Origin of the sequence: Shinella sp. WSC3-e (genome assembly GCF_945994535.1) — a bacterium.
Taxonomy (GTDB): Bacteria; Pseudomonadota; Alphaproteobacteria; order Rhizobiales; family Rhizobiaceae; genus Shinella; species Shinella yambaruensis.
Window position 1 is genome coordinate 3,539,210 of the sequence record NZ_OZ000530.1, and the last position, 25,499, is coordinate 3,564,708.

Here is a 25,499-nt window from a genome sequence, read left to right on the forward strand (position 1 = left end):
CGCACAGGCCCGCGACGGGCAGAAGCGCACCGGGAAAGTTCGCACAACTCTTTGTTAACCACCCATGTCAGAGGAAACTCTGCGGATCGATGTCGAGCTGCACCTGCAGCGAGGCCCGCTCCTTAGGCCCGTTGGCCAGCATGGCGCGCAGGAAGGCCTGCATGTCACTGCCCCGCCGGCCATGCACCAGGAGGCGGAAGCGGTGGCGGCCGCGGATCAGCGCCAGCGGCGCCTCCGCCGGACCGAGGATCGAGATGCCGGAGACCTGCGGTGCTGCCTGCCGCAGCCCCCGCGCATGCGCCTCCGCCTCGCCGCGCGTATCGGCCGAGACGATGACCGAGGCGAGCCGGCCGAACGGCGGCAGCAATGCCTTCTCCCGCTCGCCGATCTCGCGGTCATAGAACGCCGTCGCATCGCCGGAGACGATGGCCTGCATGACGGGATGGGCCGGCTGGTAGGTCTGGATGAGGCCGTGGCTCTTCAGGCCCGAGCGCCCGGCACGCCCCGTCACCTGCGAAAGCAGCTGGAAGGTCCGTTCGGCCGCCCGTGGATCGCCGTTGGAAAGCCCGAGATCCGCATCCACCACGCCGACCAGCGACATCAGCGGGAAATTGTGCCCCTTGGCGACGAGCTGCGTGCCGATGACGATATCCGCCTCGCCGCGGGCGATCGCCTCCAGCTCCAGCCTGAGCCGCTTCACGCCCATCAGGTCGGAGGAGAGCACGATGGTGCGCGCCTCGGGAAAATGCCGCTCCACCTCCTCCGCGATGCGCTCCACCCCCGGGCCGCAGGCGGCGAGGTGGTCGAAGGTGCCGCATTCCGGGCAGGCTTCGGGCGTGCGCTCGGCATAGCCGCAATGGTGGCACTGGATCTGCCCGCGGAACCGGTGCTCGACCAACCAGCTTGAACATTGCGGGCACTGGAAGCGATGGCCGCAGACGCGGCAGAGCGTCAACGGCGCATAGCCGCGACGGTTGAGGAAGAGCAGCGCCTGCTCACCCTTCTCGATGGTGCGCTGGATGCCGCGCAGCATGACGGGCGACAGGAAGCCGCCGCGGGCCGGCGGGTGCCGCCGCATGTCGACGAGATGCAGGTCCGGCAGCGCCGCATCGCCGTAGCGCGTCGGCAGGTGCAGTTTGCGATAGCGGCCGACATCGCTGTTGACCCGGCTTTCCACCGAAGGCGTCGCCGAGACCAGCACGGCCGGAAAGTCGCCGATGCGCGCCCTGACCACCGCCATGTCGCGCGCATTGTAGAAGACGCGGTCTTCCTGCTTGTAGGCCGGGTCGTGCTCCTCATCGACGATGACGAGGCCGAGATTTTCGAACGGCAGGAAGAGCGCCGAGCGCGCGCCGGCCACGACCCGGACATCCCCCGTCGTCACCTGCCGCCAGACCTTTTCGCGGATGCGCGGGGCGAGATCGGAATGCCATTCGGCCGGCTTGGCGCCGAAACGATCCTGGAACCGCTCCAGAAAACTCGCCGTCAGCGCAATTTCCGGCAGGAGGATCAGAACCTGCCGGCCCTGCCGCAAGGTCTCGGCGATCGCCTCGAAATAGACCTCCGTCTTGCCCGATCCGGTGATGCCGTCGATCAGCGAGACGGAGAATTCGCCCTTCCGCACGCTCTCGACCAGTTCCGCCGCACTCTCCGTCTGCGGCCCTTCGAGCCGCGGCGCAACGTAATCGGGGTCCGGCGCCGCCACCACCGGCGGCGGCGGCAGGAAGACCGTCTCGAACGTGCCCTGCTTCACCAGCCCGTCGATGACGCTGGTCGAGGTGCCGGAGGCATGCGCAAGGCCGGACCGCGTCCACGGTATGCCGCCCTCGACCAGTTCCAGCACGCGCTCGCGCGCACTCGTCAGCCGCTCCGGCCGGTGGCCGGTGAAGCGCAGCCCCTCGATCATCGGTTCGGGATCGAAGGCGGTGGGTGCACGCAGCGCCATGCGGGCGACGAGGCCCGGCGGCGTCACCGTGTAAGCGGAGACCCAGTCGAGGAAATCGCGCATCTCCCTGGAAAGCGGCGGGCAGTCGAACACCTTCTCGATCGGCCGCAGCTTCTTCGGATCGACCTTGCCGTCATCGCCGCCGTCCCAGACGACGCCCGGCACCAGCCGCGGCCCGAGCGGCACCTGCACGATCGAGCCCGGCTCCACCGCCATGCCCTCCGGCACCGAATAGGAATAGGGCAAGGGCGTCGGCACCGGCACCATCACGGGCACCGTGCGCGGAAAAAGTTTTTCCCCGAAAAGGTCGGTCGAATCGCTGGTCATCAGGCGCGAAGATGCCCCCGCCGCGACGCGAAGAAAACCGCAAAGATCGCCGCCGTCCTCATTCGTCGTCCCCGGCCATTTCGCCCGTCAGCCGCATGCCGTCGATCCAGGTCGCCCCGTCATTGCGCACGACGCGCTTCGCACGCACGCCGCAGCGTGTCTCCACCTCCTGCGCCAGCCGCTCGGAATGGGTGACGATCCAGAGCTGGCTCGACTGCGCGGCCCGCGCAATCATGTCGGCAAGCGGTGCCAGCATGTCCGGATGGAGGCTTGCTTCCGGCTCGTTGAGCGCGATCAGCGGCGGCGTGCGATAGGAGAGAAGGGCCGCGGCGAGCGCCAGGAAGCGGATCTGCCCGTCCGAAAGCTCGCGCGGCTGGAAGACGCGCTGGGGAAACTGTGGGAACACCAGCCCGTAGGAGGCGAACTCCTCCGGCTCCGGCACGGAAAGCCGCGCCCCGCCGAACGCGTCCGCCACCGCCCGGTCGAGATCGAGCGTATCCTCGCGCGTCCAGGTGAGCGTCGCAAAGACGGCGGCCATGTTCGCCCCGTCCTGATCGAGCAGCGGCGCGGTGACGGCAAGGCAGGGCTGGCGCAGGGCCGAATCGCGGTCGGAGCGGAAACCATGGAAGAAGCGCCATTGCGAGACGGCGCGACGGAAGGTGCCGATCTCCGGATAGTGCCCGGCATCGCCGAGCAGAGCGATGGCCGTCTCCGAGGTCAGCGCCTGTTCTGGATGCTCGACCATGCGGCCGGTCTCGTCGCGCACCATGATGCCCGGCCCGGCGCGCTTCATCACCGTCACCGGTCGCCGCCCGGTCTCGATGGTCAGTTCCTCCGCCTTGACCTGCGGCTCGAAGGCAAAGCCCGCGGCGGCTTTCGGCGGGCGCTGGACGGCCTCCACGCGGTAGCGGAAGGTGATCGCACGGTCCTCGTCGAGAAGTTCGGTCTCGAGGCGGATGCGCACCGGCTCGTTCGCCCGCCGCCTGCCCGTCCAGAGCGCCGAGGCCATGCCGCCTTCCGCCGCGATCTCATGGGCGAAGCTACCGCGCACCGCGGCCTGGACCAGCTGGAGCGAGCGGTAGAGGTTCGATTTCCCCGCTCCGTTCTCGCCGACGAACAGGTTCACACGCCCGAGATCCATGCGGATCGAGCGCAGCGAACGGTAGTTTTCGGCAGACATGGAACGCAAAAGCATGATGGTCCCGCAATGGAGGAAGACCCTCTCTATACCAGCCACCGTGTCGAGAGGAAGGCGGGCCGCTTTGCCCGGCCTCGACGGGAACGTTAGCAAAACCTTAAGCGGAAATCGCCCATGCTCCGGCAAACGCCAAAGGGCAGGACATGACCGATCTCCTCATCATCGCCGACCCGACACTGATGGCCGAGCGCCAGGGCTGGCTCGCCGCGCTCGCGGAAGAACGGCGGCTTTCCGACAACACGCTGGACGCTTATGAGCGCGACACCCGCCAGTTCCTCGCCTTCCTGACGCAGCACCTTGCCGCCCCGGCGCGCCTCAAGGACATCGGCGACCTGCGGCCGGCGGACCTGCGCGGCTTCCTCGCCGCCCGGCGCCGCGACGGCGCGGGTGCGCGCACGCTCAGCCGCGGCCTTGCGGGCCTGCGTTCGTTCCTGCGCCACCTGGAGCGCAAGGGCCTCGCCAATGCCGCCGGCGCTTCGGCGGTGCGCTCGCCGAAACAGCCGAAATCGCTGCCGAAGCCGCTCTCCGACCGGCAGGCGATCGCCGTCGTCGATGCCCATGAACAACTGGCCGAGGAACCGTGGATCCGCCTGCGCAACGCCGCTGTCCTGACCCTCCTCTACGGCTGCGGCCTGCGCATTTCCGAGGCGCTGTCGCTGACGCCGGCCGATTTCGCCGGCGCGCCGACCGCGCTGCGCATCACCGGCAAGGGCGACAAGACCCGCATTGTGCCGCTGATCGCCCCGGCCCTTGCCGGCGTCGAGGACTACATAAAGCTCTGCCCCTTCCCGCTTGCGGAGGACAAGCCGCTCTTCCGCGGCGCGCGAGGCGGCCCTTTGCAACCGGCAATCATCCAGCGCGAGATGCAGAAGCTGCGCGGTGCCCTCGGCCTGCCGGACAGCGCGACGCCCCATGCGCTGCGCCATTCCTTCGCCACGCACCTGCTGGCCGGCGGAGGGGACCTGCGCACCATCCAGGAACTGCTCGGCCATGCCAGCCTTTCCACCACGCAGGTCTATACCGGCGTCGATTCCGCCCGGCTGCTCGAAATCTACGACCGCGCCCATCCGCGGGCATGAGGCCCGAGGCGTAGCACGTTAAGGGATTGTGAGGGCAACCGGACTAGAGCTTGTCGCACACAAAAGTGCCCAGCGGTTTTGCGAGAACGACAGGCGTAAAATCAAGGCCCTGAAGCGCAGGGGGCGAATCCAGAGGATCGCGACGCGTTTCAGGGCTGCCGAAAAGACAGGGAGTTCGACCATGACAGTCCTTCTTCGCAGACAGCGCCCGGCGCTTGCCGACCGGCTGGCCGATGCCGGCCTCTGGGGGCTGGCCGCCATCCATGTGCTGGTCGCGCTCTCCTTCCTCTTCGTGCTTGCCGCCCTCTCGCCGGCTAGCGCGCAGGAGCCGCCCGTCTGCGGCGGCATCAATCTCCTGGAAAAATTCGAAAAGGACGATCCGGCCGGCTATGCCAAACTGCGGGCCGAGGCCGATGGCGTGCCGAACGGCAAGGGCATCTTCTGGAAGATTGAGAAGGACAGCCAGCCCGCCTCCTGGCTGCTCGGCACCATGCATGTGACGGACCCGCGCGTGCTCGCCATGCCGGAGGCGGCACGCACCGCCTTTGCCGAAGCCGCAACGATCGTGGTCGAATCAGACGAGATCGCGGACGAGAAGAAGGCCGGCGCGGCGATGCTCACCCGTCCCGACCTCACCATGTTCACCGACGGCAGGTCCATCACCGACTTCCTCGACGAGGAGGGCGCAGAGAAACTGGCCGAAGGCCTGAAGCGCCGCGGGCTCTCGCTCGCCGCGGTCGGCCGCATGAAGCCTTGGATGATCGCGAGCTTCGTGGCGCTGCCGGCCTGCGAGATCGCCCGCAAGACGGCCGGCGCCGCCTTCCTCGACCAGCGCCTCGCCAAGGACGCGCTTGCCGAGGGCAAGACGCTGAAGGGTTTGGAAACGCTCGTCGAGCAGATTTCCGCCCTCGATTCCCTGCCGCTCGAACCGCAGGTCCAGGGCCTCGTCCAGACCCTGGAACTCGGCGACACGCTGAAGGACGTCATCGAGACGATGAGCCAGCTCTATCTTTCCGGCGATACCGGCATGATCATGCCGATGATGCGCGCCGCCGCGCCCGAGACGGACGCGGACGCCGAGGCCTATGCCGATTTCGAGCAGCGCATCATCATCGACCGCAACCACACGATGGCGGAGCGCGCCGCGCCGATCCTCGCCGGCGGCAACGTCTTCGTCGCGGTCGGCGCATTGCATCTTGCCGGCCCGGAAGGGGTCGTGGAGCTGCTGCGCAAGCAGGGCTTCACCGTCACCGTCGTGCCCTGAGCCTCATGGCTCCCGCGTGCGTGAAATCCTGCGGCCGATACCGGCCAGCATGGTGCGGACGATCAGCTTGTGGAACGGCATGACGGCGGCAAGATAAAGCCGGCCGAGCAGGTTGTTGCGGTGGACGAGCGTCATCACGCTGAGCGTCTGGCCGCTCGGCCGGTCCCGCCGGACATCGATGACGATGCGGAAATTGAGATGCCTGTCGTCGAAGCCGAGCACAACCCGGTCGTCGCTCGCGCTGACAATCGGAAAGCCGCCGATCTCCGTCTCCGACGGCACGACCTTCCCGGCCGCCCCTTTCAGGCCGAACGGCCGGACGAGCGCATTGCGCAGCGCCATGAGCCGGCGCACCCAGGCCGGCGGGTGTTCGAGCGCCAGCCGCGCCGCCTCGCGCGCCGTGAGGTTGTCGACGGGCAGGCCCAGCGTGAAGCGATCCGCCCAGTCGGCGGCAGGCAGAAGCGGATGCGGAAGCGAGACCGGTCTCGAAACGGGGGACATGAAGGCCATCCTTTAAGGCCTCCATGGTGCGCCTCTTCGCCGGGCGAAGACAGGCGGCCGGTTGTCGCAGCCGCCTGACCGGATCACATGTGGATCGGCTTGAAGAAGGTCGCGAGCGCGGCTTCCTTGACGGCTTCCGACATGGTCGGGTGCGCGTGGCAGGTGCGGCCGAGGTCTTCGGAGGAGCCGCCGAATTCCATCAGCACGGCCGCCTCGTGGATCATCTCGCCGGCGCCGAAGCCGACGATGTGCACGCCGAGCACGCGGTCCGTCTCCTTGTCCGCCAGCACCTTGACGAAGCCGTCCGTCGCCAGCATGGCGCGGGCGCGGCCGTTGGCGGTGAAGGGGAACTTGCCGGCCTTGTAGGCGATGCCCGCGGCCTTCAGTTCCTCTTCCGTCTTGCCGACGGAGGCGACTTCCGGCTGCGTGTAGACGACGCTCGGAATGACGTCGTAGTTCACGTGGCCGGCCTGGCCCACGAGGATTTCGGCAACGGCGACACCCTCGTCTTCCGCCTTGTGGGCGAGCATCGGGCCGCGCACCACGTCGCCGATGGCATAGATGCCGGCGACGTTGGTCTGGAAGTGGTTGTCGATCTCGACACGGCCGCGATTGTCCAGCGCGACGCCGGCGTCCTTGAGGCCGAGGCCGTCGGTATAGGGCTTGCGGCCGGTGGCGATCAGCACGACGTCGGCTTCGATCGTGGCGGCCTCGCCGCCCTTGACCGGCTCGAAGGTCACCTTGGCGCCGGAACCCGCCTTCTCGACGCCCGTCACCTTGGCACCGAGCTTGAACTCCATGCCCTGCTTGACCAGCATGCGCTGGAACTGCTTGGAGACATCGCCATCCATGCCGCCGAGGATGGTGTCGAGATATTCGACCACGGTGACCTTGGCGCCGAGGCGGGCCCAGACGGAGCCGAGCTCGAGGCCGATGACGCCGCCGCCGACGACGATGAGGTGGCCCGGCACCTTGTCGAGCGCGATGCCGCCGGTGGAGGAGACGATGACCGTCTCGTCGATCTCGACCGGGACGCCCGGAATGCCGGCGACGTCGGAGCCCGTGGCGATGACGATGTTCTTCGTCTCGAGGACCTGTTCCTCGCCCTTGTCGTTGGTGACGGAGACCTTGCCCGCGCCGAGCACCTTGCCGGTGCCCTGGATGCCGTCGATCTTGTTCTTCTTGAAGAGGAAGGCGACGCCGTCGACATTCGACTTCACCGTCGCATCCTTGTGCCCCATCATCTTGGAAAGGTTCAGCACCGGCTTGACGCCCTCGATGCCGAGCGCGTCCAGACCGTGGGCGGCATGGCTGTAGGTCTCGGAGGCATGCAGCAGCGCCTTGGAGGGGATGCAGCCGACATTGAGGCAGGTGCCGCCATAGGTGGCCCGCTTTTCGACGACCGCGACCTTGAGGCCGAGCTGGGCCGCCTTGATGGCGCAGACATAGCCGCCGGGGCCGGAACCGATAACGATGAGATCATATGCCATGACAAGTCCTTCCTGCGCGGGGGGCTAGCGCCCGCCGCTGACGTTGAGGGCGGCACCCGTCACATAGGACGCCGCATCGGAGAGAAGATAGAGAATGGAATGGGCGACTTCATCGGCCGTGCCCGGCCGCTGCATCGGGATGAGCGACGCCATGTCGCGCGCCCGGTCCGGCAGGCCGCCGGAAGCGTGGATGTCGGTATCGATGATGCCGGGGCGCACGAGATTGACGCGCACGCCCTCCGCGGCGACCTCGCGCGCGAGGCCGACGGTGAAACTCTCGATGGCGCCCTTGCTGGCGGCATAGTCGACATATTGGCCGGCAGCGCCGAGGAGGGCGGCGACCGACGAGATGTTGACGATGGAACCGCCCTTGCCGCCGTGGCGCGTCGACATGCGGCGGACGGCCTCCTGGGCGCAGCGGATCGAGCCCATCACGTTGACGGCGAACATGCGCTCCAGACGCTCGGCGGACATCTCGTCGACGCGCTGCGGCAGCGCGATGATGCCCGCATTGTTGACGAGCCCGTCGAGCCGGCCGAACGTGCCGTCGATGGCGGAGAAGATGGAGGCGAGGCCGAGTTCCGTCCCGACATCGCCGCCGACCGGGATCGCCGAGCCGCCGAGCGCCCGGATGTCGCCGACAACGGCCTCGGCCGCGTCGCGATTGGCGGCATAGTTCACAGCGACCTGCCAGCCGGCGGCACCCGCCATGCGGCAGACGCTGGCGCCGATGCCGCGGCTGCCGCCGGTGACGAGAAGAACGGGAGCCTCCGTCATGGCGCGCATCCTTTCCGCCTGAAGACGTCCCAGGGCGCCACGGTCGCCTTGCCGTCGTCCCACAGCGTCGAATAGCGCACCGACGGCCCGAAGCCGGAAAGAAGCAGGGTTTCGGCCGCCGCAGCCCCCTCCTCCGGCAGGAGGCCGGCATCGCCGGCGCCGTCGAGCGCGTAGATCACGCCCTCCCAGACGGTACAGGCGGCGATCTCCTCGCCGGTCACGTCGCCTTCGGGGCAATCGTGCATGACCATGCCGTTCGAGCGGGCGGGATCGCCCGGCATGACGACACCGTCGAGCACCACGCCGCTCGCCAGGATCTTCAGCTTGAAATGATGGCTCGTCGCGGCCGCGTCGGAACCGACAGGCTCGAAGGTGAGCTCATAGGCCCCGTCGCGATCCGCATAGCGCGCGCGGTCCTGCCGGCACTCCGCCGCCGAGGCGGCGGTTGCGGCAAGAAATCCGGCAAGGACGAGGACGGCGCGCATCGCTCAGTGGGCCTTTTCCGTGGCGAGCTTGATGCCGAGGGCGATGAAGACGAGGCCGCTCGCCCGGTCTATCCACTGGCTCATGCGCGCGAAGGCCGCACGCATCTTCGGCGTCGTCATGAAGAGCGAGACGCCGACGAACCAGACGATGAGGCAGGTGGCCATGACGAGGCCGTAGCCGAACTTGATGGCGATCGGCGTATGGGCGCTGACGACCGTGGAGAAAATCGACAGGAAGAAGAAGACCGGCTTGGGGTTCAGCGCATTGGCGAGGAAGCCGAGGCCGAAGGCGCGCAATGCCGATTGCCCGCCCTTGCCGTCTTCGCCGCCCTTCACCGTCTCGACGGAAATGTCGGCCTTGCCGGCCCTGAGCGCCTTGATGCCGATGTAGACGAGATAGGCGACGCCGCACCACTTCACGATGTTGAAGAGGTAGATCGACTGGGAAATGAGGAGGCCGAGGCCGAGGATCGTGTAGGCGACATGGAACATCAGCGACGTGCCGATGCCGAAGGACGTGACGATCGCCGCACGCCGCCCATGCACGATCGACTGGCGCATCACCATGGCGAGATCCGCGCCGGGCGAGACGATGGCGAAGGCGAAGATCGCCATCAGCGAGGCGAGTTCGAGGAGATAGTTGCTCATGGAATGCCTGCCTCCTGGAGGATGATCGCGCCCGCCATGACCGCGAGCCCCACCAAAGCGACGGTCCAGACGAGCGAGCGGATATAGGGTACGCCTGCAAGATAGAGCGGAAGATAGACGAGCCGGGCGACGAACCACAACCATGCGCCGGCAAGCCCCCAGCCCGCCGGGTCGCCCGCGATGGCAAGCGCCAGGGCGAGCGCGACGAAGGCCGGATAGGTCTCCCGGAAATTCGCCGACGCGCGCGCGGCGCGTCCGGCGACCAGGCCGGCCGGCTGCCGCGGCTCATCGCGCGGGCCGGCATTCCAGACGGAGCCAAGCTCCCGTGTCGAGAGCATGCCCTGGAGCCCGATATGGAAGACGAGCAGCGCCACGCTCAATGCCAGAAGCACGAGCATGGGCGAAGACGCTGACGCTGCCGCCTCCATGGGGGTCTCCGCTCAGAGATCGAGAACGAGGCGTTCCGGATCTTCCAGGCTGTCCTTGACGCGCACGAGGAAGGTCACGGCTTCCTTGCCGTCGACGATGCGGTGGTCGTAGGAGAGCGCGAGATACATCATCGGGCGGATGACGATCTGGCCACCGACGACGACCGGACGCTCCTGGATCTTGTGCATGCCGAGGATGCCGGATTGCGGGGCGTTGAGGATCGGCGAGGACATCAGCGAACCGTAGACGCCGCCGTTCGAGATGGTGAAGGTGCCGCCCTGCATGTCGGCCATGGAGAGTTCGCCGTCCCGGGCAGCCTTGCCGAGGCGGCCGATTTCCTTCTCGATCGCGGCAATGCCCATCTGGTCGGCATCGCGCACGACCGGGACGACGAGGCCCTTGTCCGTGCCGACGGCGACGCCGATGTGGCAGTAGTTCTTGTAGATGATGTCCGTGCCGTCGATCTCGGCATTGACCGCCGGCAGCTCCTTCAGCGCGTGGGTGACGGCCTTGGTGAAGAAGCCCATGAAGCCGAGCTTGACGCCGTGCTTCTTCTCGAAGAGGTCCTTGTAGCGGTTGCGCAGGTCCATCACGGCCGACATGTCCACCTCGTTGTAGGTGGTCAGCATGGCTGCGGTGTTCTGGGCGTCCTTCAGGCGCTTGGCGATCGTCTGGCGCAGGCGCGTCATCTTCACGCGCTCTTCGCGCGGCGCATCGGCCTCGGAGGACGGCGCGCGGGCGACGACCTTGGCCGGCTCGGCGGCAGCGGCCGTGGAGGCCGTGATGCCCTTGGCGACGGCGGCGATGACGTCGCCCTTCAGCACCTGGCCGCGCTTGCCGGACCCGTCGACCTGATCGGCCGAGAGGTTGTTTTCGGCGAGCATCTTGGCAGCGGCCGGAGCGGCCGGCATGGCCGAGGCACCGGCAGCGGGCTTGGCCTCGGCGGCGGGCGCGGCAGCAGCGGCCTTCTCCACCTTTTCGGCGGCGGCCGGCGCCGCGGCACCGGCGGATGCGCCTTCGGAGATCTGGCCGAGCAGGCCGCCCGGGGCGACCGTGTCGCCGGCAGCGGCGGTGATTTCCGACAGCACGCCGGCGGCCGGCGCCGGCACTTCGATCGTCACCTTGTCGGTTTCGAGCTCACAGAGCGGCTCGTCGGCCTTGATGACGTCGCCGACCTTCTTGAACCAGGTGCCGACGGTCGCTTCGCTGACGGATTCGCCCAGAGTCGGGACGCGGATTTCGGTAGCCATGAGTTGAGTTCCGTTCGTTATATCTTTGTCGCGGTTACTGAAGCAATTCCAGGAAAAGTGTGAAGCGGTTTTCCGTCCGGAATTGCGCGAAAAACTGCCGGGCGGATCAACCGCCCAGCGCGTCTTCGAGGAAGGCGGCGAGCTGCGCAAGGTGCTTCGACATCAGGCCCGTCGCCGGCGAGGCGGCGGCCGGACGGCCGGTATAGCGCACACGCTGGTACTTGGCGTCGATATGGGCGAGCACCCATTCGAGATAGGGGTCGATGAAGGCCCAGGCGCCCATGTTCTTGGGCTCTTCCTGGCACCAGACCATCTCGGCATTGCGGAAGCGCGACAATTCGTTGATCAGCGCCTTGGCCGGGAACGGATAGAGCTGTTCCAGGCGCAGGAGGTAGACGTCGTCGATGCCGCGTTTCTCGCGCTCTTCGAGGAGGTCGTAGTAGACCTTGCCCGAGCACATCACGACGCGACGGATCTTGGCGTCCTTCTGCAGCTTGATCGGGCCGTCCTTGATGACCTCGGCATCGTCCCAGAGCAGGCGGTGGAACGAGCTTTCGCCCGCCATTTCCGAAAGCGAGGAGACGGCGCGCTTGTGGCGCAGCAGGGACTTCGGCGTCATCATGATCAGCGGCTTGCGGAAGTCGCGCTTCACCTGGCGGCGCAGGATGTGGAAGTAGTTCGCCGGCGTCGTGACATTGGCGACCTGCATGTTGTCCTCGGCGCACATCTGCAGCCAGCGCTCGAGGCGGGCGGAGGAGTGCTCCGGACCCTGGCCCTCATAGCCGTGCGGCAGGAGGCAGACGAGGCCGGACATGCGCAGCCACTTGCGCTCGCCCGAAGAGATGAACTGGTCGAAGACGACCTGCGCGCCGTTGGCGAAGTCGCCGAACTGGGCTTCCCAGAGGGTCAGCGCGTTCGGACGGGCCAGCGAATAGCCGTATTCGAAACCGAGCACCGCTTCTTCCGAGAGCATCGAGTTGATGACCTCGTAGCGCGCCTGGGTCGGCGAGAGGTTGGCGAGCGGGATGTAGCGATCCTCGGTCTCCTGATCGTAGAGCACCGAGTGGCGCTGCGAGAAGGTGCCGCGTTCGCAATCCTGGCCGGAAAGGCGGATCTTCGTGCCCTCGACGCAGAGCGTGCCGAAAGCGAGCGCTTCCGCCATCGCCCAGTCGATGCCCTCGCCCGTCTCGACCATCTGCATGCGGTTGTCCATGAACCGCTGGATGGTCTTGTGGGCCTTGAAGCCTTCCGGGATCGTCGCGATCTTGCGGCCGACCTCCTTGAGCTGCTTCATCGGCACGGACGTCTTGCCGCGGCGCTGTTCGTCCTGGTTGTCGGCCGAGCGCAGGCCCGACCAGACGCCGTCCAGCCAGTCGGCCTTGTTCGGCTTGTAGGACTGGCCGATCTCGAATTCCGTCTCGAGGTTGGCGCGCCAGTCGGCCTTCATCTTCTCGAATTCGCCCTCGCTGATCACGCCCTCGGCAATAAGGCGCGCACCGTAGAGGTTGACCACGGTCTTGTGGGCGCGGATCGCCTTGTACATCTTCGGCTGCGTGAACGCCGGCTCGTCGCCTTCGTTGTGACCGAAGCGGCGGTAGCAGAAGATGTCGAGAACGACCGGCTTGTGGAACTTCATGCGGAATTCGGTCGCAACCTTGGCCGCGTAGGTCACCGCTTCCGGATCATCGCCGTTCACATGGAAGATCGGCGCCTCGATCATCTTCGCCACATCCGACGGATAGGGCGAGGAGCGCGAGAAGGCCGGGTTGGTGGTGAAGCCGATCTGGTTGTTGATGATGACATGCACCGTGCCGGCGACGCGGTGGCCGCGCAGGCCCGAAAGGCCGAGGATTTCGGCAACGACGCCCTGGCCCGCGAAGGCCGCATCGCCATGCAAGAGCAGCGGCATGACCTTGACACGCTCGCGCAGCGGGATGATGTCGCCCTCGAAGACCGTCGCCATCTGGTCCTGCTTGGCGCGGGCCTTGCCCATGACGACCGGGTTGACGATTTCAAGGTGCGAGGGGTTGGCGGTCAGCGACAGGTGCACCTTGTTGCCGTCGAACTCGCGGTCCGAGGAAGCGCCGAGGTGGTACTTCACGTCGCCCGAACCTTCCACGTCGTCCGGCGCGTAGGAGCCGCCCTTGAATTCGTGGAAGACGGCGCGGTGGGGCTTTGCCATCACGTTGGTGAGCACGTTGAGGCGGCCGCGGTGGGCCATGCCGAGCACGATTTCCTTCAGGCCGAGCTGGCCGCCGCGCTTGATGATCTGCTCCAGCGCCGGGATGAGGGATTCGCCGCCGTCGAGGCCGAAGCGCTTGGTGCCCTTGTACTTGACGTCGATGAACTGCTCGAAGCCTTCCGCCTCGATCAGCTTCTGCAGGATCGCCTTCTTGCCCTCGGGCGTGAAGTCGACGCCCTTGTCCGGGCCTTCGATGCGCTCCTGGATCCAGCCCTTCTCTTCCGGGTTGGAGATATGCATGAACTCGACGCCGATCGTCGAACAATAGGTGCGCTCCAGGATCTCGACCATTTCGCGCACGCTCGCATATTCGAGGCCAAGCACGTTGTCGATGAAGATCTTGCGGTCGAGATCCTTCTCCTCGAAACCGTAGTTCGAGGGCGAGAGCTCGTTATAATCCTCGACGGGAACGGCAAGGCCGAGCGGGTCGAGCTTGGCGTGCAGGTGGCCGCGCGCGCGGTAGGCGCGGATCATCATGATGGCGCGCACGCTATCGCGCGTCGCCTGGTTGACGTCGGCCTGGTTGACGGGCGCGCCGGTCTGGGCGGCGACGGCCTCGGCCTTCGCCTGCACCTTCTTCTCCAGCACCTTCTCGACCACGCCCCAGTTGCCGTCGAGCGCCGAAACGAGCTCGCCATTGGCGGCAATCGGCCAGTTCGCGCGCTTCCACGAGGCGCCCTTCGCGGCCTTCACGATGTCGGAGGGCTGGTCTTCGAGGGCCTTGAAGAAGGCCCGCCATTCCTCGCCGAGCGAGGCGGGATCGGCCTCGTACTTCGCGTAGAGCTGCTCGATATAGGCTGCGTTCGCCCCGTCGAGGAAGGACGTGGCCAGGAATTGTTCGTTGGCGTCTTGTCGTGCCATGGTGTTTCGCGGGCGCCGCGCCCGCCTCCCGAACGATCGTGTTGACCGGGCTTTCCCCCGGCTTGCCGCCCGGCATGACGCCGGGAAGAGACGGATCGGCCGGCATTTTCAGCCGGCCCACCCCATTTTCGTTTCTCAGCCCTTGAGGACTTCGACCAGCGTCTTGCCGAGACGGGCCGGCGAAGGCGAAACGCGGATGCCCGCCGCCTCCATCGCCGCGATCTTGGATTCCGCATCGCCCTTGCCGCCGGAAACGACGGCGCCGGCATGGCCCATGGTGCGGCCCTTCGGGGCCGTGCGGCCCGCGATGAAGCCGGCCATCGGCTTCTTGCGGCCCTTCTTGGCCTCGTCGATGAGGAACTGCGCCGCATCTTCCTCGGCCGAGCCGCCGATTTCGCCGATCATGATGATCGAGGTCGTGGCGTCGTCGGCGAGGAACATCTCCAGGACGTCGATGAACTCGGTGCCCTTGACCGGGTCGCCGCCGATACCGACGGCCGTGGTCTGGCCGAGGCCTTCGTTGGAGGTCTGGAACACGGCTTCATAGGTCAGCGTGCCGGAGCGCGAGACGATGCCGACCGAACCCTTGCGGAAGATCGAGCCCGGCATGATGCCGATCTTGCACTCTTCCGGCGTCAGGATGCCCGGGCAGTTCGGGCCGAGCAGGCGCGAGGAGGAACGGTCGAGGCGCGCCTTGACGCGCACCATGTCGGCGACCGGGATGCCCTCGGTGATGCAGGTGATGAACGGGATTTCCGCATCGATCGCCTCGATGATCGCGTCCGCGGCGCCTGCCGGCGGAACGTAGATCACGGAGGCGTCGGCGCCGGTCTTTTCCTTGCCCTCGGCGACGGAGGCGAAGATCGGCAGGCTTTCGCCCTTCGAGCCGGTCCAGGTTTCGCCGCCCTTCTTCGGGTGGATGCCGCCGACCATCTGCGTGCCGTAGTAGGCGAGCGCCTGCTCGGTGTGGAAGGTGCCGGTCTTGCCGGTCAGGCCCTGAACGAGGACCTTGGTGTTCTTGTTGACGAGAATCGACATGAGGTCAGGTCCTTCAGTTAGCCGTTGACCGCGGCAACGATCTTCTTGGCGGCGTCGTCCAGATCGTCGGCGGCGGTGATCGCCAGGCCCGATTCGTTCAGGATCTTCTTGCCAAGCTCGACATTCGTGCCTTCGAGACGAACGACCAGCGGAACCTTGAGGCCGACTTCCTGCACGGCTGCGACCACGCCTTCGGCGATGACGTCGCACTTCATGATGCCGCCGAAGATGTTGACGAGGATGCCCTCGACCTTCGGGTCGGCCGTGATGATCTTGAAGGCTGCCGCGACCTTCTCCTTGCCCGCGCCGCCGCCGACGTCGCAGAAGTTCGCCGGCTCCTTGCCGTAGAGCTTGATGATGTCCATCGTCGCCATGGCAAGGCCCGCGCCGTTGACCATGCAGCCGATATTGCCGTCAAGCGCCACATAGGCGAGGTCCCACTTGGAAGCCTCGATCTCCTTGGCGTCCTCTTCGGTCTCGTCGCGCAGCGCCCGGATGTCGTCGTGGCGGAACAGCGCGTTGCCGTCGAAGGAGACCTTGGCGTCGAGGACGCGCATGCGGCCGTTCTTCATGACGATCAGCGGGTTGATCTCGAGCAGGCTCATGTCCTTCTCGACGAAGGCCTTGTAGAGGATCGGGAAGAGCTTTTCGGCGTCGGCCTTGGCTTCGCCTTCGAGCTTCAGGGCTGCGGTCAGCGTCGCCAGGTTGTCGGCGGTGACGCCGGTTTCCGGGTTGATCGCGACGGTGACGATCTTCTCCGGCGTGTCATGGGCGACGGCCTCGATATCCATGCCGCCTTCCGTCGAGACGACGAAGGCGACCTGGCCGACGGAACGGTCGACGAGCAGCGAGAGATAGAGTTCGCGGTCGATGTCGGCGCCGTCCTCGATATAGAGGCGGTTCACCTGCTTGCCGGCCTCGCCGGTCTGCGCGGTGACGAGCGTGTTGCCGAGCATTTCCTTGGCGTGGGCCTTGGCTTCCTCCACCGAGAAGGCGAGGCGGACGCCGCCCTTGGCATCGGGACCGAGCTCCTTGAACTTGCCCTTGCCGCGGCCGCCTGCATGGATCTGGCTCTTGACCACGTAGAGCGGGCCGGGAAGCGACTTCGCAGCCGCCTCCGCCTCGTCGGCGGAGAAGATCGCGACGCCTTCGGCGACCGGAGCGCCAAAGCTCTTGAGCAGAGCCTTGGCCTGATATTCATGAATGTTCATGGGGAAAATCCTGTCTGGATACCGGGATTACTTCAGCGAAGGCGCGATGTTGATGCAGGCTTCGCAAAGGCCGGCAACGGCGCCGACGGACTTGTCGAAGGCTTCCTGCTCGGCCTTGTTGAGGTCGATCTCGACGATACGCTCGACGCCGCCGGCGCCGATGACGGTGGGTACGCCGACATACATGTCCTTCACGCCGTACTGGCCTGAAAGATAGGCCGCGCAGGGCAGGACACGCTTCTTGTCCTTCAGGTAGGACTCGGCCATCTCGATCGCCGAAGCGGCCGGGGCGTAGTAGGCCGAGCCGGTCTTGAGCAGGCCGACGATCTCGGCGCCGCCGTCACGGGTGCGCTGGATGATTTCTTCCAGGCGTTCCTTGGTGACCCAGCCCATCTTGACGAGGTCGGTCAGCGGGATGCCGGCGACCGTGGAGTAGCGGGCAAGCGGCACCATCGTGTCGCCGTGGCCGCCGAGAACGAAGGCGGTGACGTCCTGGACGGAGACCTTGAATTCTTCGGAGAGGAAGAGGCGGAAGCGGGCCGAGTCCAGCACGCCGGCCATGCCGACGACCATGTTCTTCGGCAGGCCCGAGAACTTCTGCAGCGCCCAGACCATCGCGTCGAGCGGGTTGGTGATGCAGATGACGAAGGCGTTCGGGGCATATTTCTTGATGCCGGCGCCGACCTGTTCCATGACCTTGAGGTTGATGCCGAGAAGATCGTCGCGGCTCATGCCGGGCTTGCGGGCAACGCCGGCGGTGACGATGCAGACGTCCGCGCCTTCGATGGCGGCGTAATCGCTGGCGCCCGTCAGCGAGGCGTTGAAGCCCTCGACCGGCGAGGACTGGGCGATATCGAGGCCCTTGCCCTGCGGAATGCCGTCGGCAATGTCGAAGAGGACGATGTCGCCCAGTTCCTTCAGGCCGGCCAGATGCGCCAGCGTGCCACCGATCATTCCAGAACCAATAAGTGCGATCTTCTTGCGGGCCATGAAAGCTTCCTCTTGCTCCGATCAACAGGCCCCCAATGTCGCAATTGCGGGACCTTTCGGCGCAAGGGCTTACGCTTGTCCGCCTAAAAATTCAACACATACTTTCGGATCGAAGTTTTTCAATCGGTTAGATACAAAATATCTTACGTAAACGTAAGAATTTCCGTCACGCTTTCGTCACATCCTCTTCGTAGCGGGCCTTGTGATCGGCAAGATATTCCGTGCTGCGGATCTCGATGAGGCGCGAGACCGTGCGGTCGAACTCGAAACCTTCCGTGCCCTTGCGGGTGACAAGCAGGTTTTCCGGCGCCGCCGCCGCGGAGGCGAAGAGCCGCGCGCGATGATCGTAGATCGTGTCGACGAGATTGATGAAGCGTTTCGTCTCGTTGCGCTTCTCCGCGCCGAGCAGGGGAATGTGATCGACGAAGAGCGTGTCGTAATGCGCGAGGATTTCGAGATAGTCGGCCGCGCCCAGCGGCTTTTCGCAAAGGTCGGAGAAGGAGAAGCGCGCAACGCGCCCCGCCGCCCGCGGCACGGGGATGCTGCGGCCCCGGAAGGCAATCGTCTTGGCCGCCGCCGGCCTGCCTACGGTCTCGCGCCGCCAGGCCGCCTCCATCGCCATGTCGGCTTCGACGCCGAGCGGATGGCGGAACACCGGCAGGCCGCTGTCCTTCTCCATGCGATAGTCGGTCAGGGAATCGAGCGGCACGATCTCGACATGGCGCTTCAGGAGATCGACGAAGGGCAGGAAGAGGCTGCGGTTGAGGCCGTCCCTGTAGAGGTTGTCCGGCTCGACATTGGACGTCGCAACAAGGATGCAGCCGCGCTGGAAAAGCTCTCCGAAGAGACGCGACAGGATCATCGCATCGGCGATATCCGTCACGGAGAACTCGTCGAAGCAGAGGAGGCGCGCCTCCTCGACGAGGCTTTCCGCCACCGGCGGCACGGGATCGGCCTGCTTCGTCTCGCCGGCCTTCAGCTTCTGGCGGTGCTTGTGGATGCGCTCGTGCACATCGGCCATGAATTCATGGAAATGCGCCCGCCGCTTGCGCTTGACCCGCGCCAGCTCGAAGAACATGTCCATCAGCATGGTCTTGCCACGCCCGACGCCGCCATGGATGTAGAGCCCCTTGGGGGCGCTGACCGTCGCGGGCTTGCGGGAGGCGAAGAGCCAGCCGAGCGCGCTCGACTTGCGCGCCGGACGCTGGGCGTGAAGGTCAAGCAGCAGCCTGTCGAAGCGCGCGGCCATGGCCCTCTGCGCCGGATCCGGCTTCAGCTCGCCGCTCGCGACAAGGGCCTGCAGCCTATCCGAAACGCCGTGATCCGGATGGGTCGACCCGCTGTCCCAATCCTTGCCCATGGGCGGCTTTTATCCGTGTCGGTGTCGAAAGGACGGGATCAGCGTGAAAGGCTGACGGGCTGGCCGGAATTGGTCGAGCCGTCGAAACGGGCATCGGCCGTCTTGTAAAGCCGGGCGATGGCGTTGCCGTTGCGGTCCTTCAGCACGACCTGCTTGCCGGCGACCTCCCAGGAGCCCATCGTCGTCAGTTCGCCCGCGCAACCGCGCGTGCCGCCGCGCGAGCCGCTGCCGAGATTGGTGAGCGTCAGGAACATGTCGCAGGAGGACGGGCCGCTCGCCACCCGCCAGTTGCCGACCATGGATTCCTTGGTGACGTCGAGCGCCGTCGCCGCTGCCGTATCGCCCGTTCCGGTGCCCGTCGTCGCCATCGCCGTGTCGGTCGCCGGCTTTTCCGGGAACTGCGAGGTGTCGGTCGTGGGGTCGGGCAACTGGCTGGAGGAGACGGTGCCGATCGGCTGGGCCTCCAGCGGCGTGATGTTCTGCTGCGTATTGACGCTGTCCATCGAGGTTCGCTGGCAACCGGCCAGAGCAAGCGCCATCATCAGCCCGCCTGCCACATGGTGAATCCGCATGTCGTTACTCCCGATATCTGCCCGATACTGCTGCCGTGCAGCAATTCCCGCCGAATTAACGTGAATCGCCCGCACGAATCAAGACGAAACGGCCCGAATAGTCGGGCCGCCTCCTCACGTTTCGTGAATGTCCATCATATGGGTCAGAGCCGGCGCTCGACCAGCATCTTCTTGATTTCGCCGATCGCCTTGGCCGGGTTGAGGCCCTTCGGGCAGGCCTGGGCGCAGTTCATGATCGTATGGCAGCGGTAGAGACGGAAGGGGTCTTCCAGATTGTCGAGGCGCTCGCCGGTGGCCTCGTCGCGGCTGTCGATCAGCCAGCGATAGGCCTGGAGCAAGACCGCCGGGCCGAGATAGCGGTCGCCGTTCCACCAATAGCTCGGACAGGAGGTCGAGCAGCAGGCGCACAGGATGCACTCGTAGAGGCCGTCCAGCTTGAGGCGATCCTCATGGCTCTGCTTCCACTCCTTCGCCGGCGTCGGCGACACGGTCTTCAGCCAGGGCTCGATCGAGCGGTGCTGGGCGTAGAAGTTCGTGAGGTCGGGAACGAGGTCCTTGACGACCGGCATATGCGGCAGCGGATAGACCTTCACCGCACCCTTGATCTCGTCCATGCCCTTGGTGCAGGCGAGCGTGTTGGTGCCGTCGATATTCATGGCGCAGGAGCCGCAGATGCCCTCGCGGCACGAGCGACGCAGCGTCAGCGTCGGGTCGATCTTGTTCTTGATGTAGAGCAGCGCGTCGAGCACCATCGGGCCGCAGTCGTCGACGTCGATGTAGAACGTGTCGACCGACGGGTTCTTGCCGTCATCGGGGTTCCAGCGGTAGATGCGGAACTCACGGGTGTTGGTGGCGCCGGCCGGCTTCGGCCAGACCTTGCCCTCGGTCAGCTGCGAGTTTTTCGGGAGAGCGAGTTCAACCATGTCCTGTTCTCCTCGGGATCAGTAGACGCGGGCCTTGGGCTCGATCTTCTTGGGATCGATCCCGTCCGCGATAAGGTCGGTATGAACAGGGCGATAGTCGAGCGTCACGTCGCCCGCCTCGTTCACCCAGGCGAGCGTGTGCTTGCGCCAGTTGACGTCGTCGCGGCCGCCGAGCGGACCGGTCGCATAGTCCTCGCGGGCATGCGAGCCGCGGCTCTCCTTGCGGGCCTCGGCGCCGTAGACGGTGGTGATGGCGTTCGCCATCAGGTTCTCCAGCTCCAGCGTCTCGACGAGGTCGGAGTTCCAGATCATCGAACGGTCGGTGACCTTGATGTCCGGCATTTCCTTCCAGATCGCCGTCATGCGCTTGCAGCCGCTTTCCAGCGATTCCTGGGTACGGAACACGGCGGCGTCTTCCTGCATGGTGCGCTGCATCTTGTCGCGCAGCACTGCCGTCGGCGTGCCGCCATTGGCGTTCCGCAGGCGATCGAAGCGATCCATGATCCGGTCGCAGGCGGCAATGTCGAGCGCCGGCACCGCCTCGTTGCGGTCGATCACCTGGCCGGCGCGGATCGCGGCGGCACGGCCGAAGACCACGAGGTCGATCAGCGAGTTGGAGCCGAGGCGGTTGGCGCCGTGCACCGAGGCACAGCCCGCCTCGCCAACCGCCATCAGGCCGGGCGCGATGCGCTCCGGGTTCTGGCCGTCGGCGTTCAGCACCTCGCCCCAGTAATTCGTGGGAATGCCGCCCATATTGTAGTGGACGGTGGGCAGGACCGGGATCGGCTCGCGCGTCACGTCGACGCCGGCGAAGATCTTCGCGCTCTCGGAAATGCCGGGCAGGCGCTCGTGCAGAACCGCCGGATCGAGGTGGTCGAGATGCAGGAAGATGTGGTCCTTGTTCTTGCCGACGCCGCGGCCTTCGCGGATTTCCATCGTCATGCAGCGCGAGACGACGTCGCGCGAAGCGAGGTCCTTCGCCGACGGCGCATAACGCTCCATGAAGCGCTCGCCTTCCGAGTTGACAAGATAGCCGCCTTCGCCGCGGGCGCCCTCGGTGATGAGGCAGCCGGCGCCGTAGATGCCGGTCGGGTGGAACTGCACGAACTCCATGTCCTGCAGCGGCAGGCCGGCGCGGGCGATCATGCCGCCGCCGTCGCCCGTGCAGGTGTGGGCCGAGGTGGCCGAGAAATAGGCGCGGCCGTAACCACCGGTCGCCAGCACCACCATCTTGGCCGCGAAGCGATGGATCGTGCCGTCGTCGAGGTTCCAGGCGACGACGCCGGTGCAGCGGCCGTCGGCCGACATGATCAGGTCGAGCGCGAAATATTCGATGAAGAATTCCGCATTGTTGCGCAGCGACTGGCCGTAGAGCGTGTGCAGGATGGCGTGGCCGGTACGGTCGGCGGCCGCGCAGGTGCGCTGCACCGGCGGGCCCTCGCCATAGTTCTGCATGTGGCCGCCGAACGGGCGCTGGTAGATCTTGCCCTCTTCGTTGCGCGAGAAGGGCACGCCGTAATGCTCCAGCTCATAGACCGCCTTCGGCGCTTCCATGGTGAGATACTGCATGGCGTCGACGTCGCCGAGCCAGTCGGAACCCTTGACGGTGTCGTAGAGATGCCACTGCCAGCTGTCCGGCGTCATGTTCCTGAGCGAGGCCGCGATGCCGCCCTGGGCGGCGACGGTGTGCGAACGCGTCGGGAAGACCTTGGTGATGCAGGCCGTCTTGAGGCCTTGCTCGGCCATGCCGAGCGTGGCGCGCAGGCCCGCGCCGCCGGCGCCGACGACGATCACGTCGAAGGAATGGTCCACGTAATTATAGGCCTTGCCGTTGGCCGCCGGGGAGGAGATCGCTGCCATGATGGATTATCCTGCGAAAGCGATTTTGAGGACGGCGAAAAGACAGAGTCCGCCGACCAGGATCGCGAAGAAGGTATTGAGCATGAGGAGCGCGATCTTCACGCCTTCCGCATGCACGTAGTCCTCGATGATGACCTGCATGCCGAGCTTCATGTGGATGAGGCCGGAGACGACAACGAGGCCCATGAGGACGGCGACGATCGGGTGCGACAGCGCTGCCGTCACCTCCGCATAGGAAGCGCCGTTATAGCAGATCAGGAAGCCGACGAAGAACAGGAGAAGCGGAACGTTGGCGACGGCCGTCAGGCGCTGGCGCCAGAAATGCTCCGTACCGTCCTTTGCCGAGCCGAGGCCGCGAACCTTGCCGAGAGGGGTGCGCATATCCATGAAACTCTCCTCAGCGGGCCAGATAGCCGACGATCCAGATCAGCACCGTCAGGGCGACGGAGACGACCGGGGTCAGAAGGGCGAGCCTGGTGGCGAAATGCTTCTCGTAGCCGTGGCCCATGTCCCACATGAAGTGGCGAAGGCCGCCCAGCATGTGTTGCATCAGCGCCCAGGTATAGCCGAAGAGCACGAGGCGGCCGATCAGCGTGCCGAAGAACCAGTTGACCCAGTCGAAATAGGCCTCGCCCGAGGCGGCGGCGATTAGCCACCAGGCAACGAGCACCGTGCCGAAGTAAAGGGCGGCACCGGTTATGCGATGCACGATGGACATGACCATCGTCGGGATCGGCTTGTAGACCTGGAGATGCGGCGAGAGCGGCCGGCTTCGAGTGACATTCGCCATCTGAACCTCACGGAACCCCGGAGAGCCATAAACTGGACAAATTTTCTCCGGAATTGCAGTATGTTGTGCACAATGCAGTGATTGCGACGTTTAATCACCGGAAAGCGGAACCACAAGCCTCATTGCAGTGCAAAATGAATTTAATCGATTAAGCGGCCTGCCGCTTTTGTGCCATCCCGGGACGCGGTCCGCCAATTAACGATAACGGGAAAATTCATAACCAAATCCGTGACTTTTGCCGGCCGCTGCCCCATCTTGCCGTTAAGGATCTGTTAAGCGTAATCCGGAAGGCAGGACAGAATGACTCTGTTTTCAGCGTCCCATGCGACCAAAGTTCTAGCGCTTGCGGTCGCCCTCGCAGCCGGCGGCATGACGGCCGCCGCGGCCCGCGACCGCAGCCCCGATATCGGCTGGTCGGACAATTCCGACGCGGACTGGTCGAACGGCAGCTTCATCGGCCGCAGCATCGAGCGGCGCGAGCACCGCGACTGGCGCCCGCGCGAGCGCTACCGCGACGACCGCCGGGTGGAGCGGCATCACGATCGCCATTGGCGCAAGGACCGCAATTTCTATGGCGGCGCCCTCTCGGCCTATCGCGACCCGGGCAACGGCATCTATTTCCATATCGACCGGGATCGCTATTACGACGACCTGATCGATGCCCCCTTCGTCGAAAACCGCGGGCCGAAGGTCATCGTGGTGACGCCGGGCCAGGACGGATGTTCGTGGGAAGCCGGCGTCTGCGTCATCCGCCCCGGCTTTTGATAGCGGGAAAAAGCCTCACGCTTTTGCCGGGCTCGCGCCGAAGCGCCAGACCGTCGTCTTCTTGACCTCGCTGTCCTCCAGCGCCCGCGTCACCGGCACCGTGTAGGTGGCGAGCGCCTCCATGCGCTCGCGCGGGCAATAGGCCCGGCCGGGATCGCCGACGAGCACCAGGGCGCCCCGGGCAGCAAGGGCGGAGAACCAGGGAATGAGCACGTCCGCAAAGCCGCGGTCATAGAAGACGTCGCCGGCCAGCACGACATCCCAGCCCTCGTCCCGGCCGACCATGTCTTCGGCCGTATGGGCAAGGTCGACGCCGTTCAGGGCGGCGTTCAGGCGGATCGCGGTCTTGCTCCAGGGATCGATATCCGCAGCAAGCACCGGCGCAGCGCCCGAAAGCCGCGCCGCGATGCCGACAAGGCCGGAACCGCTGGCAAAATCCAGCACCGACTTTCCGGCCACCAGTGCCGGATGGTCCAGCACATGGCGGGCAAGCCCCTGCCCGCCCGCCCAGGCGAAGGCCCAGAAGGGCGGCGGCAGGCCGATCTCCTCCAGCTCCTCCTCGGTCTTCAGCCAGAGGTCATGCGCCTCGGTGGCAAGATGCAGCGTCACCTCCGGCACATGCGGCGGGGAGAGCACGCCCGTATTGTCGCGGATGAAGACCTCGGGATCCGTCTTCACCGGAGCATCGCTCCATGGCGCCGGTTTCCCGAACGCGCGATACGGCGCCGAACCATCAGCGCGGCGGCTTGTCGAGACCACCCATGCGGCAGACCTCGATCCACTCTTCCTCGGTCACCGGCTGCACCGAAAGGCGCATGGAGGTGACGAGCGACATGTTGGCGAGCTTCGGATTGGCCTTGACGTCCTTCAGCGAGACGGGCCTCGGCATGTCGCACACGGCGCGGATGTCGACGCAATCCCAGCGCGGGTCCTCGCCGGCCGTCGAATCGGGATGCGACAGCCCGCAGACCTCGGTGATGCCGACGATCTCCAGCCCCTCGTTGGAGTGGTAGAAGAAGCCCTTGTCGCCGATCTTCATGGCCCGCATGTTGTTGCGCGCCTGGTAGTTGCGCACGCCGTCCCATTCCTCGCCGGCCGCCCCTTTCGACTTCAGCTTCTCCCAGGAGAACTTGAAGGGTTCGGACTTGTAGAGCCAGTGTGCCATGCGGATCAGGCCTCCGGATTGTTGAAGACCCAGTTCCAGGCCTTCACCTCGACAGAAGCGAAGAGGCCGGCCTTGGCATAGGGATCGTTCTCCGCGATCTGGCGTGCCTCCTCGATCGTCTCGGCCTTGACCACGACGAGGCTGCCGGTCGGCTTGCCGTCATCGCCGAGGAAGGGGCCGGCGAAGGCGAGCTTGCCGTCCGCATTGAGGCCGTTCAGGTAGGCGAGGTGATCCGGGCGCGTATCGAGGCGCACCTGCAGCGCGCCGGGCTTGTCCTGGCAGAGAAATGCGAAATGCATGAAACGATCCTTCCTTCTGTTCCTGGCCGC

The 25,499-nt window shown here is 65.9% G+C and carries 25 protein-coding genes; 3 read left to right on the top strand and 22 right to left on the bottom strand.

Translation table 11 applies throughout. The features are described 5' to 3' along the window. Positions 1-67: 67 nt before the first annotated feature. Complete coding sequence (locus tag AABF56_RS17475; protein WP_272806918.1) at positions 68-2,272, bottom strand: primosomal protein N'; 2,205 nt, start codon at positions 2,270-2,272, stop codon at positions 68-70. 58 nt (positions 2,273-2,330) lie between these two features. Beyond that, a complete protein-coding gene (locus AABF56_RS17480) occupies positions 2,331-3,467 on the bottom strand; it encodes an AAA family ATPase (protein ID WP_272806919.1) in 1,137 nt (378 codons plus the stop codon). 146 nt (positions 3,468-3,613) lie between these two features. Here AABF56_RS17480 and AABF56_RS17485 point away from each other — a divergent pair, with 146 nt between their 5' ends. Both AABF56_RS17485 and AABF56_RS17490 read left to right on the top strand, forming a co-directional pair. After that, on the top strand, positions 3,614-4,549 hold the full coding sequence (locus AABF56_RS17485) for a tyrosine recombinase XerC (protein ID WP_272806920.1): 936 nt from the start codon (positions 3,614-3,616) through the stop codon (positions 4,547-4,549). 181 nt (positions 4,550-4,730) lie between these two features. Beyond that, positions 4,731-5,813 (top strand): TraB/GumN family protein, encoded by a 1,083-nt coding sequence (locus AABF56_RS17490; protein WP_272806921.1) that lies wholly within the window; start codon positions 4,731-4,733, stop codon positions 5,811-5,813. Between the two features lie 3 nt (positions 5,814-5,816). On the opposite strand, the gene AABF56_RS17495 is transcribed toward AABF56_RS17490, so the two are convergent. The 17 genes from AABF56_RS17495 to sdhC all read right to left on the bottom strand — a co-directional run bounded on the left by AABF56_RS17495 (position 5,817) and on the right by sdhC (position 23,240). Then, positions 5,817-6,314, bottom strand: a complete 498-nt coding sequence (locus tag AABF56_RS17495; RefSeq protein WP_272806922.1) for a DUF2867 domain-containing protein — start codon at positions 6,312-6,314, stop codon at positions 5,817-5,819. Positions 6,315-6,397: 83 nt separating this feature from the next. Beyond that, positions 6,398-7,804 (bottom strand): dihydrolipoyl dehydrogenase, encoded by a 1,407-nt coding sequence (gene lpdA, locus AABF56_RS17500; protein ID WP_272806923.1) that lies wholly within the window; start codon positions 7,802-7,804, stop codon positions 6,398-6,400. A gap of 24 nt (positions 7,805-7,828) precedes the next feature. After that, positions 7,829-8,581, bottom strand: a complete 753-nt coding sequence (locus AABF56_RS17505; RefSeq protein ID WP_244769330.1) for an SDR family oxidoreductase — start codon at positions 8,579-8,581, stop codon at positions 7,829-7,831. Then, on the bottom strand, positions 8,578-9,066 hold the full coding sequence (locus tag AABF56_RS17510) for a hypothetical protein (RefSeq protein WP_272806924.1): 489 nt from the start codon (positions 9,064-9,066) through the stop codon (positions 8,578-8,580). Before AABF56_RS17510 ends, AABF56_RS17505 begins: the two co-directional genes overlap by 4 nt. Before the next feature lie 3 nt (positions 9,067-9,069). Beyond that, on the bottom strand, positions 9,070-9,714 hold the full coding sequence (locus tag AABF56_RS17515; RefSeq protein WP_272806925.1) for a LysE family translocator: 645 nt from the start codon (positions 9,712-9,714) through the stop codon (positions 9,070-9,072). Beyond that, the gene (locus tag AABF56_RS17520; RefSeq protein ID WP_272806926.1) at positions 9,711-10,142 is read right to left on the bottom strand and encodes an MAPEG family protein; all 432 of its coding nucleotides are present in this window, start codon (positions 10,140-10,142) and stop codon (positions 9,711-9,713) included. The genes AABF56_RS17515 and AABF56_RS17520 overlap by 4 nt, the downstream gene beginning before the upstream one ends. A 12-nt stretch (positions 10,143-10,154) precedes the next feature. Next, positions 10,155-11,393 carry a 2-oxoglutarate dehydrogenase complex dihydrolipoyllysine-residue succinyltransferase gene (gene odhB, locus AABF56_RS17525; RefSeq protein ID WP_272806927.1) on the bottom strand — a complete coding sequence of 413 codons (1,239 nt, stop codon included), beginning with the start codon at positions 11,391-11,393 and terminating at the stop codon, positions 10,155-10,157. A 106-nt stretch (positions 11,394-11,499) separates the two neighbouring features. Continuing rightward, on the bottom strand, positions 11,500-14,496 hold the full coding sequence (locus tag AABF56_RS17530) for a 2-oxoglutarate dehydrogenase E1 component (RefSeq protein ID WP_272806928.1): 2,997 nt from the start codon (positions 14,494-14,496) through the stop codon (positions 11,500-11,502). A gap of 135 nt (positions 14,497-14,631) precedes the next feature. Then, positions 14,632-15,534, bottom strand: coding sequence for a succinate--CoA ligase subunit alpha (gene sucD / locus AABF56_RS17535; RefSeq protein WP_244769324.1), 903 nt, complete (start codon positions 15,532-15,534; stop codon positions 14,632-14,634). Between the two features lie 17 nt (positions 15,535-15,551). Continuing rightward, positions 15,552-16,745, bottom strand: a complete 1,194-nt coding sequence (gene sucC, locus AABF56_RS17540; protein ID WP_244769323.1) for an ADP-forming succinate--CoA ligase subunit beta — start codon at positions 16,743-16,745, stop codon at positions 15,552-15,554. 27 nt (positions 16,746-16,772) lie between these two features. After that, a complete protein-coding gene (gene mdh / locus AABF56_RS17545) occupies positions 16,773-17,735 on the bottom strand; it encodes a malate dehydrogenase (RefSeq protein WP_244769322.1) in 963 nt (320 codons plus the stop codon). A gap of 166 nt (positions 17,736-17,901) precedes the next feature. Further along, the gene (gene zapE / locus AABF56_RS17550) at positions 17,902-19,095 is read right to left on the bottom strand and encodes a cell division protein ZapE (RefSeq protein ID WP_272806929.1); all 1,194 of its coding nucleotides are present in this window, start codon (positions 19,093-19,095) and stop codon (positions 17,902-17,904) included. 38 nt (positions 19,096-19,133) lie between these two features. Next, a complete protein-coding gene (locus tag AABF56_RS17555) occupies positions 19,134-19,667 on the bottom strand; it encodes a protease inhibitor Inh/omp19 family protein (protein WP_244769320.1) in 534 nt (177 codons plus the stop codon). Positions 19,668-19,810: 143 nt separating this feature from the next. Beyond that, on the bottom strand, positions 19,811-20,590 hold the full coding sequence (locus AABF56_RS17560; protein ID WP_244769319.1) for a succinate dehydrogenase iron-sulfur subunit: 780 nt from the start codon (positions 20,588-20,590) through the stop codon (positions 19,811-19,813). Between the two features lie 18 nt (positions 20,591-20,608). Further along, positions 20,609-22,450 (bottom strand): succinate dehydrogenase flavoprotein subunit, encoded by a 1,842-nt coding sequence (sdhA, locus tag AABF56_RS17565; protein ID WP_244769318.1) that lies wholly within the window; start codon positions 22,448-22,450, stop codon positions 20,609-20,611. Positions 22,451-22,456: 6 nt separating this feature from the next. Continuing rightward, positions 22,457-22,837, bottom strand: coding sequence for a succinate dehydrogenase, hydrophobic membrane anchor protein (gene sdhD, locus AABF56_RS17570; protein ID WP_272806930.1), 381 nt, complete (start codon positions 22,835-22,837; stop codon positions 22,457-22,459). A gap of 10 nt (positions 22,838-22,847) precedes the next feature. Beyond that, positions 22,848-23,240, bottom strand: coding sequence for a succinate dehydrogenase, cytochrome b556 subunit (gene sdhC, locus AABF56_RS17575; protein ID WP_272806931.1), 393 nt, complete (start codon positions 23,238-23,240; stop codon positions 22,848-22,850). Positions 23,241-23,540: 300 nt separating this feature from the next. Here sdhC and AABF56_RS17580 point away from each other — a divergent pair, with 300 nt between their 5' ends. Next, a complete protein-coding gene (locus AABF56_RS17580) occupies positions 23,541-24,005 on the top strand; it encodes a hypothetical protein (protein WP_272806932.1) in 465 nt (154 codons plus the stop codon). A gap of 15 nt (positions 24,006-24,020) precedes the next feature. Here AABF56_RS17580 and AABF56_RS17585 read toward each other — a convergent pair whose 3' ends face one another. From AABF56_RS17585 to AABF56_RS17595, 3 genes are read right to left on the bottom strand one after another with little or no spacing between them, the layout of a single operon-like run. Continuing rightward, positions 24,021-24,683 carry a class I SAM-dependent methyltransferase gene (locus tag AABF56_RS17585; RefSeq protein ID WP_272806933.1) on the bottom strand — a complete coding sequence of 221 codons (663 nt, stop codon included), beginning with the start codon at positions 24,681-24,683 and terminating at the stop codon, positions 24,021-24,023. Positions 24,684-24,738: 55 nt separating this feature from the next. Next, entirely contained in the window at positions 24,739-25,170 is a 432-nt protein-coding gene (locus AABF56_RS17590; protein ID WP_272806934.1) for an EVE domain-containing protein, read from the bottom strand. A 5-nt stretch (positions 25,171-25,175) separates the two neighbouring features. Then, the gene (locus tag AABF56_RS17595; RefSeq protein ID WP_050745545.1) at positions 25,176-25,469 is read right to left on the bottom strand and encodes a YciI-like protein; all 294 of its coding nucleotides are present in this window, start codon (positions 25,467-25,469) and stop codon (positions 25,176-25,178) included. Positions 25,470-25,499: the final 30 nt, after the last annotated feature.

Coding starts and splice junctions, on each gene's coding strand:
- AABF56_RS17475 (WP_272806918.1), bottom strand. CDS start 2,272: ATGACCAGCGATTCGACCGACCTTTTCGGGGAAAAACTTTTTCCGCGC.
- AABF56_RS17480 (WP_272806919.1), bottom strand. CDS start 3,467: ATGCTTTTGCGTTCCATGTCTGCCGAAAACTACCGTTCGCTGCGCTCG.
- AABF56_RS17485 (WP_272806920.1), top strand. CDS start 3,614: ATGACCGATCTCCTCATCATCGCCGACCCGACACTGATGGCCGAGCGC.
- AABF56_RS17490 (WP_272806921.1), top strand. CDS start 4,731: ATGACAGTCCTTCTTCGCAGACAGCGCCCGGCGCTTGCCGACCGGCTG.
- AABF56_RS17495 (WP_272806922.1), bottom strand. CDS start 6,314: ATGTCCCCCGTTTCGAGACCGGTCTCGCTTCCGCATCCGCTTCTGCCT.
- lpdA (WP_272806923.1), bottom strand. CDS start 7,804: ATGGCATATGATCTCATCGTTATCGGTTCCGGCCCCGGCGGCTATGTC.
- AABF56_RS17505 (WP_244769330.1), bottom strand. CDS start 8,581: ATGACGGAGGCTCCCGTTCTTCTCGTCACCGGCGGCAGCCGCGGCATC.
- AABF56_RS17510 (WP_272806924.1), bottom strand. CDS start 9,066: ATGCGCGCCGTCCTCGTCCTTGCCGGATTTCTTGCCGCAACCGCCGCC.
- AABF56_RS17515 (WP_272806925.1), bottom strand. CDS start 9,714: ATGAGCAACTATCTCCTCGAACTCGCCTCGCTGATGGCGATCTTCGCC.
- AABF56_RS17520 (WP_272806926.1), bottom strand. CDS start 10,142: ATGGAGGCGGCAGCGTCAGCGTCTTCGCCCATGCTCGTGCTTCTGGCA.
- odhB (WP_272806927.1), bottom strand. CDS start 11,393: ATGGCTACCGAAATCCGCGTCCCGACTCTGGGCGAATCCGTCAGCGAA.
- AABF56_RS17530 (WP_272806928.1), bottom strand. CDS start 14,496: ATGGCACGACAAGACGCCAACGAACAATTCCTGGCCACGTCCTTCCTC.
- sucD (WP_244769324.1), bottom strand. CDS start 15,534: ATGTCGATTCTCGTCAACAAGAACACCAAGGTCCTCGTTCAGGGCCTG.
- sucC (WP_244769323.1), bottom strand. CDS start 16,745: ATGAACATTCATGAATATCAGGCCAAGGCTCTGCTCAAGAGCTTTGGC.
- mdh (WP_244769322.1), bottom strand. CDS start 17,735: ATGGCCCGCAAGAAGATCGCACTTATTGGTTCTGGAATGATCGGTGGC.
- zapE (WP_272806929.1), bottom strand. CDS start 19,095: ATGGGCAAGGATTGGGACAGCGGGTCGACCCATCCGGATCACGGCGTT.
- AABF56_RS17555 (WP_244769320.1), bottom strand. CDS start 19,667: ATGCGGATTCACCATGTGGCAGGCGGGCTGATGATGGCGCTTGCTCTG.
- AABF56_RS17560 (WP_244769319.1), bottom strand. CDS start 20,590: ATGGTTGAACTCGCTCTCCCGAAAAACTCGCAGCTGACCGAGGGCAAG.
- sdhA (WP_244769318.1), bottom strand. CDS start 22,450: ATGGCAGCGATCTCCTCCCCGGCGGCCAACGGCAAGGCCTATAATTAC.
- sdhD (WP_272806930.1), bottom strand. CDS start 22,837: ATGGATATGCGCACCCCTCTCGGCAAGGTTCGCGGCCTCGGCTCGGCA.
- sdhC (WP_272806931.1), bottom strand. CDS start 23,240: ATGGCGAATGTCACTCGAAGCCGGCCGCTCTCGCCGCATCTCCAGGTC.
- AABF56_RS17580 (WP_272806932.1), top strand. CDS start 23,541: ATGACTCTGTTTTCAGCGTCCCATGCGACCAAAGTTCTAGCGCTTGCG.
- AABF56_RS17590 (WP_272806934.1), bottom strand. CDS start 25,170: ATGGCACACTGGCTCTACAAGTCCGAACCCTTCAAGTTCTCCTGGGAG.
- AABF56_RS17595 (WP_050745545.1), bottom strand. CDS start 25,469: ATGCATTTCGCATTTCTCTGCCAGGACAAGCCCGGCGCGCTGCAGGTG.